The 13,845-nt window shown below is 66.7% G+C and carries 15 protein-coding genes, 1 tRNA gene and 1 pseudogene; 9 read left to right on the forward strand and 8 right to left on the reverse strand.

Annotated features, from left to right (window positions below; genetic code table 11):
- Positions 1–10: 10 nt before the first annotated feature.
- From tuf to ABDZ36_RS12445, 4 genes are all read left to right on the forward strand, one after another.
- Positions 11–1,276, forward strand: a complete 1,266-nt coding sequence (tuf, locus tag ABDZ36_RS12430) for a translation elongation factor EF-1 subunit alpha (protein ID WP_211311497.1) — start codon at positions 11–13, stop codon at positions 1,274–1,276.
- A 3-nt stretch (positions 1,277–1,279) separates the two neighbouring features.
- A complete protein-coding gene (gene rpsJ, locus ABDZ36_RS12435) occupies positions 1,280–1,588 on the forward strand; it encodes a 30S ribosomal protein S10 (protein WP_211311496.1) in 309 nt (102 codons plus the stop codon).
- A gap of 144 nt (positions 1,589–1,732) precedes the next feature.
- Positions 1,733–1,804, forward strand: a tRNA-Ala gene (locus tag ABDZ36_RS12440).
- Between the two features lie 108 nt (positions 1,805–1,912).
- Positions 1,913–2,143 (forward strand): DUF7385 family protein, encoded by a 231-nt coding sequence (locus tag ABDZ36_RS12445; RefSeq protein ID WP_211311495.1) that lies wholly within the window; start codon positions 1,913–1,915, stop codon positions 2,141–2,143.
- Positions 2,144–2,179: 36 nt separating this feature from the next.
- Here the strand turns inward: ABDZ36_RS12445 and ABDZ36_RS12450 are convergent, their stop codons facing one another.
- Positions 2,180–3,475 (reverse strand): RNB domain-containing ribonuclease, encoded by a 1,296-nt coding sequence (locus ABDZ36_RS12450; RefSeq protein WP_211311494.1) that lies wholly within the window; start codon positions 3,473–3,475, stop codon positions 2,180–2,182.
- A gap of 93 nt (positions 3,476–3,568) precedes the next feature.
- On the opposite strand from ABDZ36_RS12450, the gene ABDZ36_RS12455 reads away from it, so the two are divergent.
- Positions 3,569–4,048 carry an RNA-binding protein gene (locus tag ABDZ36_RS12455; RefSeq protein WP_211311493.1) on the forward strand — a complete coding sequence of 160 codons (480 nt, stop codon included), beginning with the start codon at positions 3,569–3,571 and terminating at the stop codon, positions 4,046–4,048.
- A 1-nt stretch (position 4,049) separates the two neighbouring features.
- Here ABDZ36_RS12455 and ABDZ36_RS12460 read toward each other — a convergent pair whose 3' ends face one another.
- Positions 4,050–4,733: a DUF1028 domain-containing protein gene (locus ABDZ36_RS12460; protein ID WP_211311492.1), complete on the reverse strand. Its 684-nt coding sequence runs from the start codon at positions 4,731–4,733 to the stop codon at positions 4,050–4,052.
- A gap of 91 nt (positions 4,734–4,824) precedes the next feature.
- Between ABDZ36_RS12460 and ABDZ36_RS12465 the strand changes: the two genes are divergently transcribed.
- Positions 4,825–5,178 carry a cell division protein SepF gene (locus tag ABDZ36_RS12465; protein ID WP_211311491.1) on the forward strand — a complete coding sequence of 118 codons (354 nt, stop codon included), beginning with the start codon at positions 4,825–4,827 and terminating at the stop codon, positions 5,176–5,178.
- Positions 5,179–5,286: 108 nt separating this feature from the next.
- Here ABDZ36_RS12465 and ABDZ36_RS12470 read toward each other — a convergent pair whose 3' ends face one another.
- Entirely contained in the window at positions 5,287–5,685 is a 399-nt protein-coding gene (locus tag ABDZ36_RS12470) for a DUF5611 family protein (RefSeq protein ID WP_211311490.1), read from the reverse strand.
- 39 nt (positions 5,686–5,724) lie between these two features.
- Positions 5,725–6,618, reverse strand: coding sequence for a DUF7093 family protein (locus ABDZ36_RS12475; RefSeq protein ID WP_211311489.1), 894 nt, complete (start codon positions 6,616–6,618; stop codon positions 5,725–5,727).
- Positions 6,619–6,699: 81 nt separating this feature from the next.
- Here ABDZ36_RS12475 and ABDZ36_RS12480 point away from each other — a divergent pair, with 81 nt between their 5' ends.
- A complete protein-coding gene (locus ABDZ36_RS12480) occupies positions 6,700–7,002 on the forward strand; it encodes a DUF6432 family protein (RefSeq protein ID WP_211311488.1) in 303 nt (100 codons plus the stop codon).
- 44 nt (positions 7,003–7,046) lie between these two features.
- The gene (gene ygfZ, locus ABDZ36_RS12485) at positions 7,047–8,150 is read left to right on the forward strand and encodes a CAF17-like 4Fe-4S cluster assembly/insertion protein YgfZ (protein ID WP_211311487.1); all 1,104 of its coding nucleotides are present in this window, start codon (positions 7,047–7,049) and stop codon (positions 8,148–8,150) included.
- Positions 8,151–8,179: 29 nt separating this feature from the next.
- Here ygfZ and ABDZ36_RS12490 read toward each other — a convergent pair whose 3' ends face one another.
- The 3 genes from ABDZ36_RS12490 to uvrA all read right to left on the reverse strand — a co-directional run bounded on the left by ABDZ36_RS12490 (position 8,180) and on the right by uvrA (position 13,268).
- Positions 8,180–9,277 carry a geranylgeranyl reductase family protein gene (locus ABDZ36_RS12490; RefSeq protein ID WP_211311486.1) on the reverse strand — a complete coding sequence of 366 codons (1,098 nt, stop codon included), beginning with the start codon at positions 9,275–9,277 and terminating at the stop codon, positions 8,180–8,182.
- A gap of 237 nt (positions 9,278–9,514) precedes the next feature.
- Positions 9,515–10,174: an LUD domain-containing protein gene (locus ABDZ36_RS12495; protein WP_211311485.1), complete on the reverse strand. Its 660-nt coding sequence runs from the start codon at positions 10,172–10,174 to the stop codon at positions 9,515–9,517.
- Positions 10,175–10,313: 139 nt separating this feature from the next.
- The gene (uvrA, locus tag ABDZ36_RS12500; protein WP_211311484.1) at positions 10,314–13,268 is read right to left on the reverse strand and encodes an excinuclease ABC subunit UvrA; all 2,955 of its coding nucleotides are present in this window, start codon (positions 13,266–13,268) and stop codon (positions 10,314–10,316) included.
- Positions 13,269–13,514: 246 nt separating this feature from the next.
- On the opposite strand from uvrA, the pseudogene ABDZ36_RS12505 reads away from it, so the two are divergent.
- Positions 13,515–13,652: pseudogene (locus ABDZ36_RS12505) on the forward strand (LURP-one-related/scramblase family protein); the annotation flags it as partial.
- Positions 13,653–13,685: 33 nt separating this feature from the next.
- Here the strand turns inward: ABDZ36_RS12505 and ABDZ36_RS12510 are convergent.
- The coding region (locus tag ABDZ36_RS12510; protein WP_343749337.1) for a transposase at positions 13,686–13,845 on the reverse strand (160 nt) is incomplete at its 5' end.

Genomic DNA, 13,845 nt, shown 5'->3' on the forward strand with positions numbered 1-13,845 from the left:
ATACCTGACCATGAGCGACAAACCGCACCAGAACCTGGCCGTCATCGGCCACGTCGACCACGGAAAGAGTACGATGGTCGGGCGGCTCCTCTTCGAAACTGGGAGTGTGCCCGAGCACGTCATCGAGCAGCACCGCGAGGAAGCCGAAGAGAAGGGCAAGGGTGGCTTCGAGTTCGCCTACGTCATGGACAACCTCGCCGAGGAGCGCGAGCGTGGTGTCACCATCGACATCGCCCACCAGGAGTTCGACACCGACGAATACTACTTCACCATCGTCGACTGTCCGGGCCACCGTGACTTCGTGAAGAACATGATCACGGGTGCCTCGCAGGCCGACAACGCCGTCCTCGTCGTCGCCGCCGACGACGGTGTCGCGCCCCAGACCCGTGAGCACGTCTTCCTCGCCCGCACGCTGGGCATCGACGAGCTCATCGTCGCCGTCAACAAGATGGACGTCGTCGACTACAGCGAGGACACCTACAAGCAGGTCGTCTCGGACGTGACGGACCTCTTCAAGCAGGTCCAGTTCAACACCGACGACGCCTCCTTCATCCCGACCTCGGCCTTCGAGGGCGACAACGTCTCCGAGGCCTCCGAGAACACGCCGTGGTACGACGGCGAGACTCTCCTCGAGGCGCTCAACAGCCTGCCCGTCCCGGAGCCGCCGACGGACGCGCCGCTGCGCCTCCCGATCCAGGACGTCTACACCATCTCCGGCATCGGTACCGTCCCCGTCGGACGGATCGAGACCGGGACGATGAACACGGGCGACAACGTCAGCTTCCAGCCGTCGGACGTCGGTGGCGAGGTCAAGACCATCGAGATGCACCACGAGGAAGTCCCGAGCGCCGAGCCCGGTGACAACGTCGGGTTCAACGTTCGCGGCATCGGCAAGGACGACATCCGTCGCGGTGACGTCTGTGGTCCCGCCGACGAGCCGCCGAGCGTCGCCGAGACGTTCACGGCGCAGGTCGTCGTGATGCAGCACCCGTCCGTGATCACGGCCGGCTACACGCCGGTCTTCCACGCTCACACGGCACAGGTCGCGTGTACGATCGAGTCCATCGACAAGAAGATGGACCCGGCCTCCGGCGAGGTCGCCGAGGAGAACCCGGACTTCATCCAGTCCGGCGACGCCGCGGTCGTCACCGTCCGCCCGCAGAAGCCCCTCAGCATCGAGCCGTCCTCCGAGATCCCGGAGCTCGGTTCGTTCGCCGTCCGCGACATGGGTCAGACCATCGCGGCTGGCAAGGTCCTCGACGTCAACGAGGCCTAACGAATGCAGCAGGCACGAGTTCGGCTCGCGGGCGTTAGCCCCACTGACCTCGATGACATCTGCGACGACGTCCGCGAAATCGCGGAGAAGACGGGCGTCAGCCTGAGCGGGCCGGTCCCGCTGCCCACCAAGACCCTCGAGGTCCCCTCTCGCAAGTCCCCCGACGGTGAGGGGACGGCGACGTGGGAGCACTGGGAGATGCGCGTCCACAAGCGTCTGATCGACATCGACGCCGACGAACGCGCGCTCCGCCAGCTCATGCGCATTCAGGTCCCGAACAACGTCTCCATCGAGATCGTTCTCGAAGACTGAGCGCGGTTTCGACGACCGGCGCTGTCACACGCCACCCGATTTTCCACCTTTCTCACGGCGGCTACCGACGGTGTTGTCCCGCACCCGGCGCTATCGAAACACAAGGTACAAGTAACAACCGTCGACTACGAATGAGTACGCGGCGGGCTCGTAGATCAGTGGTAGATCGCTTCCTTCGCAAGGAAGAGGCCCTGGGTTCAAATCCCAGCGAGTCCACTCCCACTTCTCGCCGTTCACTTCGACGACCGTGACGCAACATGCGGTCCATCGCGTCGGCGACCCATCGACCCCGAAAGCTTTGACGGTGTAGTCCGACGCTTCGATATGGACGACGCCGCGTACAACGAACTCGTCTCGTCGCTGACGCCGTACGAAGAAGCCGGTAGTGTGAAGACGTACACGAACACGGTCAGTCTGGCGTGCCCGGCGTGTGAGCAGCCGTTCGACGATCTCGTCGTCTGTCGCGACGAGTTCAACAGCCTCGAACTCTCGAAGGTGCTCGATCTCTGCGTGACGTCGCACGACGACGACGTCCTGTTGTTCACGCACCAGTAGGCCGGGCACGCGATCGGACGATCGCCCGTTTCTCGTTCAGTACTGGACTTCCTCGAGGTCGTCGTCTGCCTCGATGCCGCGGTTCTTCACGGCGTCGGAGTCGAGCCCGACCTCTTCGAGGAAGTCAGAATACTCGCGCTCGGCGTTCTCGCCGGCCTTCTGCCGGTCGCTTGCGTGGTCGCAGAGCTCGATGAGATTCTCCGGGACGTCGTTCTGGTAGACGATCCAGTGGTTGACGAGGTCGCTCATCCGGCGGATCGGGCTGGTGAAGTGCCCATAGATCTCGAAGTTGAGCGCGTGGTGGCCGCCGAAGGGGTCGTTCATGTACTTCGCGCGGGGCATCACCTTCATCACGGCCCACTGGATCTTCCCGAGCTGGCGGCCGGGCGCTTCCTCCAAGGTGGCGTTGACAGCCTTCCGGGGGTCGTCCCAGGAGTCGCCCGGGATGGAGACGCCGTCGAGCTCCTGGATCTCGCGGAGCGCGTCGTCCCACTCGTCGGGGCTGGGCTGGGGGTGGACGCGGTAGACGGCTTCCACGCCGCGCGACCACATGAGTTCGTGCGTGACGGCCTTGTTCGCCTTCAGCATGCTCTCCTCGATGATGGTGTGCGCGCGGTCGCGTCGGGGGTTGAGCACGAGGCTGCCCTCCTCCTTGCGCTGCTCGTGCATCCGATCCGCGACGTCGAAGACGAGGTTGCATTCCTCGTGGAGCGGGGCCTCGGGGTCGTCGAGGCGTTCTTCCGCTTGGTTGTAGGTGAGGCGCTCGTCCGACTCGATGACGGACTTGTAGATGTCGATGGTGTCGTAGCCGAGCGTCTCCTTATCGAGGTGCATCTCGACGGTGTGCGCGAGGCGGTCCTCGTTCGGCACGAGCGAACAGACCGTCTCGGCGAGCACGGGCGGGAGCATGTGGACGGTGTAGCCCGGGAGATAGACGGTGTTCCCGCGCTCGATGGCTTCCTCCCACATCGCCGATTCGGGATGGACGTAGTGGGAGACGTCCGCGATGTGGACCCAGAGGACGTACTCGTCGTCGCGCTCTTCGATGCTGATCGCGTCGTCGAAGTCCTTGGCGTCGGCGGGGTCGGTCGTCCACGTCGTGAGATCGCGGAGGTCTTTGCGGTCCTCGATCTCCGCCTCGATTTCGGCTTGTACGTCCTCGACACGCTCTTCGGCCTCGGCTCGCACTTCCTTCGGGAACGCATCGCGGATCTCGAACTTCTCGAAGAGGTCCTCACGCTTATTCTCCAGTCGGCGCGCGAGGTCGGCGGGGACGCGGATCGGCCCCTCGGGTTCCCCGTCGGCGCTCGCCGCGTCTGCTGTGTTCGACATGCTTCGAGGTATGACGTTCCGGCAGTTAGTCGTGTCGCCGCGGGTCGACGGGCGAGCGGACGATTTAAGCGCCGAACGCCCCGTGGTGGCAGTATGGAAGTCTCGTCCCGCCACCATCTTCGCAGCGACGACGTCAGCGAGCTGAACGACGCTCTCGACGACCTGCTCGGTGTGACGCTCGACGCCGACAGCTACGAGCTTGTCGAGTTCAAGGATACGGAGCGGGACGTCATCCTCGTCGATGGCGAGCCGCTCGCCGCGTACTTCGACGACGATCCGTTCCTCACCGTCCGCGGGGCGAACGAGTACCCCCCGAAGCGCGGCGTCGTCACCGTCGACGCCGGGGCGATCTCGTTCGTCAGCGACGGCGCGGACGTGATGCGTCCCGGGATCACCGAGGCCGACGACTCCATCGACGCAGGCGACCTCGTCGTGATCGTGGAGGAGACACACGGGAAGGCGCTCGCGATCGGGCGCGCCCTCGTCGACGGCGCGGAGATGACGGGCGAGTCAGGGAAGGTCGTCGAGTCGCTCCACCACGTCGGCGACGACCTGTTCGAGTTCGTCGCCTGAGTCACTCCTCGCGCTCGTACGCCTCCGCCGCCCGCGCGAACTCCACCGTCGCTTGTCGGTACGTCTCGCGCAGGTCACGAACCGGTGAGTCGGTGGCGTCGACCCGGAGGTCGCTTCCGTACCCACCGGCGTTCGGATCGTCCGCCGTCGTTACGACCTTCAGTGCCGCCGACTGCACCGTGAGCGTCTCGCGCTTGTCGCCGCCCTCGGCCTGCCCGGCCGCGAGCGCGTCGATCAGCCGCGGCGCGAGCGCCTCCCCGCGGTCGCTCGCCGCGTAGGCGTCCGCGACGGCGTCAACGACCGACTCGCCTGTTAGTAGGTTTCCGGCGACCGTGTAGTTCTCACCCTCGCGCGAGCCGACCCAGCCGTGACAGTCAGCGCCGGAAAACGCGAACGCCCCCTCGTCGTCGACGCCGTGGACCTGTCGCTCCGCGCGCCCGTCGTCCGCGTTCAACAATGCCTCTAGCGCGTCGTCGATCGCGACGCCGTCTGCGAGGTAGTCGAGTCCCTTCCTCCCGAGGCGTTCGTTGATCATCGACTGCGTCGCGATCGCGCCGTGTTCGGAGACGTAGGGGCAGAGCGACCCGACCGCTGGGAGGCGCGTCGTCACCGCCACCCCGAAGCGATCCGCACGCTCGCCCGCCGCGTCCGCGTATGTTTCGTGGACGCAGATGCTGAACGTCATCGTCTCCCCGGAAGCGCCCAACCCCCCTAAACGTCCGGGCAGCGCGTTCGTGGACGCAAGAACTATGCGGTCGCCGGTGACTCTTGTGTCCATGGGATTCATGCAGAAGATCCTCGGTGGCTCCGGTAACAGCACCGAGGACTACGTCGAACTCGACCTCGGCGACTTCGACACCAACGCCGGTGACGCCCGCACGACCGTCCACATCGCGGAGATCGACAATCAGGAGGACGTCATCGCGATCAAGGACGCGGTCTACGACGGCGATATCGTCGTCGCGGACATCACGCGCCTGCGAACCGAGGACTCGATGACCGAACACTTCACCGAGGAACTCCGGCAGGTCGCCCGCGAGGTCGACGGCGACATCATCCAGAAGGGCGACGATCAACTCATCATCTCGCCCTCCGGCGTCGCGATCAGCCGACAGAAGCTGAATCGCTGAGCCACGAGCCGTCATTCTTCCGCTCGCAGTACCGGGTGCGTCGCCGGAGTTCGAGCCACGCTGCCGTCGCTACCGCTACGGCGCGAAGAACACGAGAAGGGGAGTACGCTACTCGGAGACGCCGTCGGGAGTGTCCGCATCATCTTCGACCGTCCGCTTGAGCGAATCGCGGCGGGACTTCGCGTCGCGTCCGGTGGCCTCGAGGAGGAAGTCGTTCTTCGCGGAGACGGCGTCCTCGGCGGCGTCCGCGTGGCCCTCGGCGATGACCTCTGCTGCGGGGCGCTCCTCGAACTCGACGGCGAGTTTGTCCTTCTTGCCGGAGTAGGAGAGCGCGCCCGCGACGATGCGCTCGAAGACCGGGTTATCCGGGTCCTCGACGACGTAGAGATCGCTTCCCTTGTACTCTTCCGTCCCGGAGATATCGCCGAAATACTCCTCAACGGTCGCCTCCATGTCCGGGATCCGCTCCTCGAGGTACTCCCCGCGTCGCATCTTGTACTCCTTCATACGCCACGGGAATGGGTGAACTCGTATAACCCCTTCGCGTCACGCGCTCTCGATGGCCTCAGCAAGGTAGCCCCGGTGGCAGTCCGGGCAGATGTCGCCCGCGCGGAGCGACGAGCCGCTCGCGCCTGTGCGCTTCCCGCACTCCGGACAGACGAGTTCGCCCCCCTCACGATCGGGCGTGGACTCGATCGGGCCGGCGCTCGCGATCCCGTCGCGCCCGGTGTTGCTCGCTGCGTCGTCCGCGTCGATCACCGTCCGCTCCGTCTCGCGCGTGTCGTCGCTCGACGGCCACGCGCCGCGCTCGCGCTCGGGTTCCTGTTCGGTGCCGTCGTCGGTGAGGATGACCGCGTCGTCCGTCGTCGGTTCGTCGGCTGGCTCCTCGGCGGCCAAATCGTCGGACGGTGATTCGTCCGCGTCATCGTCGGCGGTCGACGACGACTCGGCGGTCGCTCCACCGGCGCTGGTTGTCGTGTCTGCCGCTTCTGCCGGCCCGTCGTCGGTGAGCAGCTCCGCGTCGTCGTCCCCCGCGACGTCGGCCGTCGCGGTGTCAGTCCCGTCGCTCGGGGTACTCTCGTTCTCCTCGGACGCGGACGTCCCTGCAACCGCGTTCGCGGCGGCATCGACGAACTCGGCGGGTTCTGACACCCGCGCGGGCTCGCTCGTGGTGCCCTCGTTCTCGACGCGCTCGAACGCGGCGGCAAGCCCTTCTCGGTCGCCTGCGACGTCGTCGTCGGTGTCGCCCGTCACGGACGCGGGGGCTTGTTGGACCGAGCGGACTTCCGTGCTCTCGCTCACGATGCGTTCACGCTCGCAGCGATCGCAGTACTCGACTGTCCGGACGTACTCGACGACCTCGTCGCCGCGCTCCTCCCGCTCGCGTTCCGTCTCGGGCTCGCCGTACTCATGTCCGAGTAGGGAGCACATCAGACCCATTAGACGCGTGATACCCCAGCCACCGGGAAAAGCGTACCGCTCGGGGATATCGCTATACGCAAGCAGCCCCTACACCCGTGTATGCAGGCGAAGCGCGAGTTCCGATCGCGGGACGACACCGAGGTCGCGGTGTTGGACGCGCTGGTCGATCGTCGCGACGGGGGGATGACCGTCTTCGAGCTCCGCTCGCGCGTCGATGTCGACATCGACGGGTTGGAGGAGGCGCTCGCGGACCTGAAGCGCGACGGGCTCATCACCGCCGAGTCGCGCGAGGACCGCACGCTCATCAGGCCCGCCGACCGCGTCGTTCCTGATCCGGCGGCCGGCGGCGAGGACGAAGCGCAGTCCGTCGTCGCGTGGCTCCGCGAGCAGGTCGGGCTGTGAGCCGGGAGCGGACGCTTTAACCGCGCGCCACACCCACTACGTCCATGACCGTCGTTAGGGACCTCCACGAGGACTACGGTGCCGTCTTCGAGGAACGCGGCGAGCGCGTGCTCCCGCGGCACTTCGGCCGCCCGGCGCGCACTCAACGCGCCGTCCGGAACGCCGTCGGCGTCACCGAACACGCCTATGGCGTGCTCGTCGTCACCGGCGACGACCGCCACGACTTCGTGGACAACGTCGTTACCAACGCCATCCCGGAGACTGACGGCGAGGGCGTCTACGCGCTCCTCCTCGACGCGCAGGCCGGCATTCGCACCGACATGTACGTCTATACGACCGAGGATAGCCTCCTCTGCTTTCTCCCGCCCGAACGTGTCGGTGAGGTCGCCGATGAGTGGCGCGAGAACGTCTTCATCGAGGATGTCGAGATCGCGGAGGCCACGGACGACTTCGCCGTCTTCGGCGTCCACGGCCCCGAGGCCACCGAGAAGGTCGCGTCCGTCCTCCACCAGTCCGGCGCGCCCGACGCGCCGCTCTCCTTCGTCCGCGGCGAGATGTACGACCACGGCGTCACCGTCATCCGCACGGACTCGCCGGCCGGTGAGGAGGGCTACGAGCTCGTCTGTACTGCCGACGCCGCGAGCGACATCCTCGAAACGCTCCTCACACGCGGGCTGAACGCCCCGCCGTTCGGCACGCGGGTCTGGGAAGCGCTCACGCTGGAGGCCGGGACGCCGCTCTACCCGCACGATATGGCCGGCCGCGTCCCGAACGTCCTCGGCCTGCGTAACGCCCTCGACTTCGAGAAGGGCTGTTACGTCGGCCAGGAGATCGTCTCGAAGGTCGAGAACAGGGGGCGTCCCTCCCAGCGCCTCGTCGGCCTCCGCCTCGACGGCGACGCCGAGGACGTCCCCGCGATCGACGACCCGCTCGACGTCCGTGTCGACGGCCGGACGGTGGGCGAAGCAACTCGTGCCGCGTGGGGCGGTGCGGTCGACGCGCCGCTCGCCCTCGCGCTCGTCTCCTACGACACTGAGGCAGAGACGGCGACGCTCGCGACGGCCGACGGCGAGCGCGCTGCCGACGTCGTCGAGTTGCCGTTCCTCGTCGGAAGCGATCGCTCCGCGCGCGCTCCCCGCTACGAGTAACGCATCGTTTTTTCAGGCGGTTCGCGTGCTCAGCGCTTGAACAGCGCGTTCACCTGCTCGCGTGAGAAGAGCGTGCTCGGCCGGTCCATGTGGACGCCGATCTCGCCCGCGAACAGTCGTATTCCGACCCGCTGGATGAGTTCGGGCGCGTCGTATCCCTTCCGGACGAGTTTGCCGAGCGCGATGTCGCGCCCGAGCTCCTCACGCCACGCGTCCTCGAAGGCGTCGAGCGTCGCCGGATCGGCCGGCTCGATCGTCGCCGCGGCGACGTCGGCCGCCGTCATGCCGTAGAGGATCCCGCCGCCGGTGAACGGTTTGGTCATCCCGGCGGCATCGCCGAGGAGGAAGCCCCGTGTCGCCGTCACGCGATCCGGCGGGCCGATCGGGATGAGCCCCGAGCAGCGCCGCTCGATGCGTTCGGCGACGCCGTAGTCCGCGACGAACTCGTCGAAGCGCGCCGCGACGTCGCCCGACTCGTCCGGTGTCGCCGCGAGGCCGTACTCGACACCCGCCTCGCCGCGCGGGATCCGCCACGCAAAGAAGCCCGGTACCGTGAGGTGGACGTCCACGTAGTCGTCGTGGTCCGGCTCGGGATCGAACGCGAGGACGCCGTGGAGGAACTCGTCAGGTTCCGGTACCGACAGCTGATCGCGGACGCGCGAGCGCGGTCCGTCACAGCCTGCGACCATCCGCGCCGACACCGTCTCGTCGCCATCGGCGCTCCGCACGTCGAGTTCGACGCGGTCCTGGTGTTCACGGACCGCGGTGACGGTGTGCCCGTCGCGGACGTCCGCGCCCGCGTCTATGGCGGCGCGGGCGAGCGTCTTATCCAGTCCGACGCGGTCGATCGCGTTCGACACCGGCCGGTCCGTGTAGTAGAACTCGTGGGCGTCGCTTTCGGGACCGCCCGTGTGGAAGCGCGCGCCGTAAACGTCGTTCTCGTGGAGGCGCTCGCGTGCCTCGTCGGGAACGTACTCCCAGACGTCGAGGGAGACGTGGCCGGAACACGCGAGCGGCTTGCCGATCTCGCCGCGCTCGAACGCGACGACGTCGAAGCCACGTTCGGCCGCCCGACGGGCGAAGCGCGCGCCCGGCGGCCCGACGCCGACGACCGCGAAATCGTACATACCCGCCCTATCGCGGGGTGCGGTATAGGCTTCCCGGTCACCTCTGTTGCTCCGGCACGGCCTTTTTCAGGCTTCGCCCGCCATTATTGTACCGTGACACAATACGAGCAGTGCGCCGTCTGCGGGTGGACCGGTTCGCGAACCGATCTCGACGAGCAGGGAGACGGTGGCGACTGCCCGGCCTGCGGCGAATCCGTTATTTGATCGGCGAAAACCGAACCGTCTGTTTCCGGCCGTTCAGTAGCCGAGCGTCTCCTCGACGAGGACGACCGTCGTCCGTCCCTCCGTCCCCTCCTGTCGGTAGACGAGCTCCTTCGAGGGGTAGCTCTCGACGCCGTAGGCTTCCTGTGCGCGCTCGTTCTCGAAGGTGTACGCGTAGTCGTGAAGACGCTCGCGGGCTGCCTCCTCGTCCTCGACGATCTTGTTGATACCGGCGACGACGAGCAGGTGCTTCGCGGCGAACGGGTACGCGCCCACCCGACTGCCGGAGAGATCCGCGGCGACGAGCGTGCCGTCCCGCCCGATCGCGTTCGCACTCCCGAGGAAGTAGTCGGCCGCCTGCGCTTCGCGTCGTGCCGCCGCGCGCGCCTCGTCGTCGTCGATCGAGAAGACCTCGCCGTAGAGATTCTCCCACTCGTGGTCGCCCTCGTTCAGGTACGCCATGAACCCGATCTCCTCGAGGGTCGTCGAGTGGCCGTTCATGACCGACTCACCGGCGGGGATCGCGTCCGTGACGTACTCGAGGACCTCATCGGCGTCCGCGACGACCTCGACGTCGAAGCCGCTCGCCTCGAGGTTCTCGACAGCCTCTTCGAGTTCGGCGTCGCTCGGGTGTGCGTCCCACTCCTCGTCCACGTCCACGTCGTCGATGTAGTCGGCCTTCTGCTGGTCGCTCATACGCTTACGTGGTGCGCCCTTCAAAAGAGCCTACGGGCAGCGGCGGCGCGTGCCCGAGTGGGTAACACCCGTGTCACCGGGACCTCGACGTTACCGGGACCCCGACGTTACCGGCCCACCCCACGAGCTGCGGGTCGCGTCAGTCGTCCGCCGCCGGCGCTTCGGGCTTCTCCCGGTCGCTCCGCGGGCCCTCGACGTCGACGGCCGGGAGTTTGTCGCGGAGATACCGCCCCGTGTAGCTCGCCTCGACCGTGGCGACTTCCTCCGGTGTGCCGGTCGCGACGATCTCGCCGCCGGCTTCGCCGCCCTCCGGGCCGAGGTCGATCACATGGTCGGCGTTCTTCACGAGGTCGAGTTCGTGCTCGATAACGACCACGGAGTTCCCGCGGTCGGTGAGCCGCTGGAGGACGTCGACGAGTTTGCGCTCGTCCTCCGAGTGGAGGCCGGTCGTCGGCTCGTCGAGCAGGTAGAGCGTGTCACCCGTGGACTTCTTCCCGAGCTCCTCGGCGAGCTTCACGCGCTGGGCTTCCCCGCCCGAGAGCGTCGTCGAGGGCTGGCCGAGACGCATGTAGTCGAGGCCAACGTCGCTGAGTAGTTGGAGGCGGCGCGCGAGTCGACTGTCCGCCTCGAAGAAGTCGAGGGCCTCCTCGACGCTCATGCCGAGGACGTCCGCGATCGTCGCGCCCTTGTACGTCACGTCGAGCGTCTCGTCGTTGTAGCGATCGCCGCCACACTCCTCACAGGGGACGTGGACGTCCGAGAGGAAGTTCATCTCGATCTTCACGGTGCCCTGCCCGCCACACTCCTCACAGCGCCCGCCCTTCACGTTGAACGAGAAGCGCCCCTTGTCGTAGCCGCGCTGGTTCGCGAGCTTCGTCTGCGCGAACTTCTCGCGGACGTAGTCGAAGACGCCCGTGTAGGTCGCCGGGTTCGAGCGCGGCGTCCGGCCGATCGGCGACTGGTCGATGAGGCGCACCGTCTCGACGTGCTGGGTGCCCTCGATACCGTCGTGCTCGCCGGGATTCACCGAGCTGTTGTCGTTCATCACCCGCGCGAGCCCCTCGTAGAGGACGTCGTGCATCAGCGTGGACTTCCCGGAGCCAGAGACGCCCGTGATCGCGGTAAACGCACCCACGGGAATGTCGACATCGAGGTCCTTCAGGTTGTGCTGGCGCGCGCCGCGAATGGTGAGGGAGTCCCCCCAGTCGCGGCGCTCCTCGGGGACCGGGATCTGCTTGCGGCCCGCAAGGTAGTCCGCGGTGATGGACGCCTCGCTCTCGACGAGCTCCTTGTAGGGGCCCTGGGCGACGATCTCGCCGCCGTGACGGCCGGGGCCGGGACCCATGTCGACGACCTCGTCCGCGCGGCGCATCGTTTCCTCGTCGTGTTCGACGACGAGGAGGGTGTTCCCGAGGTCGCGCAGTTCTTCGAGGGTGTTCAGCAGGCGGTCGTTGTCGCGCTGGTGGAGGCCGATCGAGGGTTCGTCGAGGACGTAGAGTACGCCGACAAGCCCGCTCCCGATCTGCGTCGCGAGGCGAATTCGCTGACTCTCGCCGCCGGAGAGCGTCGAGGCCTCCCGATTCAGGGTGAGGTAGTCGAGGCCGACCTCGGTCATGAAGCCGAGGCGCGCGCGGATCTCCTTCAGGATCTCCTCGGCGATCTGCCGCTCGCGCTCGGTGAAGGAGCCCTCGACGTCCTCGAAGTGCGCGAGGGCATCCGCGATGCTCAGCTGGTTCACCGCGGTGATCGACGTGCCATCGACGAGCACGGCGCGCGAGGAGGGTTTCAGACGCGTGCCGTCGCAGGCCGGACACGTCGTGACGCTCATGAAGTCCTCGATGTGCTCGCGGACGCGATCGGAGTCCGTCTCGACGTAGCGGCGCTCGAGGTTCGGGACGACGCCCTCGAACCGTTCGGTTTTGCGTCGCACGCCGTTCTTCGTCTGCTTCTCGAAGACGACTTCCTCGTCCGTCCCCCAGATGAACGCCTGCTGGACGTCCTCCTCGAGCTCCTCGAACGGTGTCTCGACGTCGAGGCTGAAGTGATCGGCGACGTTGTCGAGCAGGTTCCGGTAGTAGGAGCGGTTGTAGCTCCACGGCTCGAAGACGTGCTTGATCGGCTTCGATTCGTCCTGCACGACGAGGTCTTCGCTCACTTCCTTCGTCTCGCCGATCCCTTCACACTCCGGACACGCGCCGTGCGGGCTGTTGAACGAGAAGCTTCGCGTCTCGATCTCCGAGATGTCGATCCCGCAGTGCGTACACGCGAGCTCCTCGGAGAACTCGACGACGAGCCGATCGTCCTCCCTCTCCTCCGCGAGGTCGCCGGTCGAGCGCGCCGTCGCGCCGCCGAGCTCGACGCCCTCGACGGGGTCGGGGACGATGACCTTCAGGACACCGTCGGCCTCCTCTAAGGCCGTCTCGACGGAGTCCGTGATGCGTGAGCGGGCGTCCTCGCTCACTTTCACGCGGTCGACGACGACGTCGATCGTGTGGTCGAGGTTCTCGTCGAGATCCGGTTCCTCAGTCGCGAGATCGTACGCCTCGCCGTCGACTTCGACGCGGGCGTACCCCTCCGCGAGCAGCTCGTCGAAGCGATCCTCGAAGGCCCCCTTCTGGTCGCGGACGACGGGCGCGGCGAGCTTTGCGCGCGTTCCCTCCGGGAGCTCCATGATCCGGCGCACCATCTGCTGGGCGGACTGCTCGCCGACCTCCCGGCCGCACTCCGGGCAGTGTGGCGTCCCAACGCGCGCGTAGAGCAACCGAAGGTAGTCGTGGAGTTCGGTGACCGTGCCGACCGTCGAGCGCGGGTTGTTCGCCGCGTTCTTCTGGTCGATGCTAATCGCGGGGGAGAGCCCCTCGACCGACTCGACCTGCGGTTTGTCCATCTGTCCGAGGAAGTTCCGGGCGTACGCGGAGAGCGACTCGATGTACCGTCGCTGGCCCTCGGCGTAGATCGTCTCGAACGCGAGCGAGGACTTCCCCGACCCCGAGAGGCCGGTGACGACGGTGAACTCCTCGCGCGGGATGTCGACGTCGATGTCCTTCAGGTTGTGTTCCTCCGCACCTCGGACCGTGATGTAGTCCTCACTCATCGCGTTCACCCACCGATTCGGAACCGCGTGCTGCGTGGCGACTCGGCGTCATTCGTTGCGAAGAGTCTAGCGCCGGACGCACTTAACCGAATCACTCCCTCGCGTGTACGCCCGTTTCACGCGCTCTCGCGTCGCCCGGCGTCCCGCACTCGCCCGCGACGTTCCTCCACTTGCTCGCGACGTTCGCCCGCCGAGTCCACCGAATCCACCCTCCGCTTTTTTCTGCGTGCCCGTGGATTCGATGGTATGGCAGACTACGACATCTCCACCGTCGAGTTGGACGGCGATCGCTACGAGGTCGTCCAGTCGCTCGTCCGCAACAAGTACGCCGTGCGCGACTCCGCGGGCGACGTCGTCCTCCGCGGCAAGCAGAAACTGTTCAAGCGGCTTCATTGAATCCGCAGAGGGCGACGGGATTCACTGTTTCACGGCTTGTTCGACGTTGTAGACTGCGGCGGCGAGCACAATTTCACGAAACTGGCGATACCACGCTCGCGCTCGGACGGCAGAGCCGTACGAGCGCTTGATTACCGAGTTCACGGTCTCACACACCGACCGCTGGTTGTAGAGGTCATCG

The sequence above is a fragment of the Halarchaeum salinum genome (genome assembly GCF_039520965.1).
Taxonomy (GTDB): Archaea; Halobacteriota; Halobacteria; order Halobacteriales; family Halobacteriaceae; genus Halarchaeum; species Halarchaeum salinum.

Excerpts from the sequence above, each read along its gene's own strand:
- tuf (WP_211311497.1), top strand. The coding sequence starts at position 11 with ATGAGCGACAAACCGCACCAGAACCTGGCCGTCATCGGCCACGTCGAC.
- rpsJ (WP_211311496.1), top strand. The coding sequence starts at position 1,280 with ATGCAGCAGGCACGAGTTCGGCTCGCGGGCGTTAGCCCCACTGACCTC.
- ABDZ36_RS12445 (WP_211311495.1), top strand. The coding sequence starts at position 1,913 with ATGGACGACGCCGCGTACAACGAACTCGTCTCGTCGCTGACGCCGTAC.
- ABDZ36_RS12450 (WP_211311494.1), bottom strand. The coding sequence starts at position 3,475 with ATGTCGAACACAGCAGACGCGGCGAGCGCCGACGGGGAACCCGAGGGG.
- ABDZ36_RS12455 (WP_211311493.1), top strand. The coding sequence starts at position 3,569 with ATGGAAGTCTCGTCCCGCCACCATCTTCGCAGCGACGACGTCAGCGAG.
- ABDZ36_RS12460 (WP_211311492.1), bottom strand. The coding sequence starts at position 4,733 with ATGACGTTCAGCATCTGCGTCCACGAAACATACGCGGACGCGGCGGGC.
- ABDZ36_RS12465 (WP_211311491.1), top strand. The coding sequence starts at position 4,825 with ATGGGATTCATGCAGAAGATCCTCGGTGGCTCCGGTAACAGCACCGAG.
- ABDZ36_RS12470 (WP_211311490.1), bottom strand. The coding sequence starts at position 5,685 with ATGAAGGAGTACAAGATGCGACGCGGGGAGTACCTCGAGGAGCGGATC.
- ABDZ36_RS12475 (WP_211311489.1), bottom strand. The coding sequence starts at position 6,618 with ATGGGTCTGATGTGCTCCCTACTCGGACATGAGTACGGCGAGCCCGAG.
- ABDZ36_RS12480 (WP_211311488.1), top strand. The coding sequence starts at position 6,700 with ATGCAGGCGAAGCGCGAGTTCCGATCGCGGGACGACACCGAGGTCGCG.
- ygfZ (WP_211311487.1), top strand. The coding sequence starts at position 7,047 with ATGACCGTCGTTAGGGACCTCCACGAGGACTACGGTGCCGTCTTCGAG.
- ABDZ36_RS12490 (WP_211311486.1), bottom strand. The coding sequence starts at position 9,277 with ATGTACGATTTCGCGGTCGTCGGCGTCGGGCCGCCGGGCGCGCGCTTC.
- ABDZ36_RS12495 (WP_211311485.1), bottom strand. The coding sequence starts at position 10,174 with ATGAGCGACCAGCAGAAGGCCGACTACATCGACGACGTGGACGTGGAC.
- uvrA (WP_211311484.1), bottom strand. The coding sequence starts at position 13,268 with ATGAGTGAGGACTACATCACGGTCCGAGGTGCGGAGGAACACAACCTG.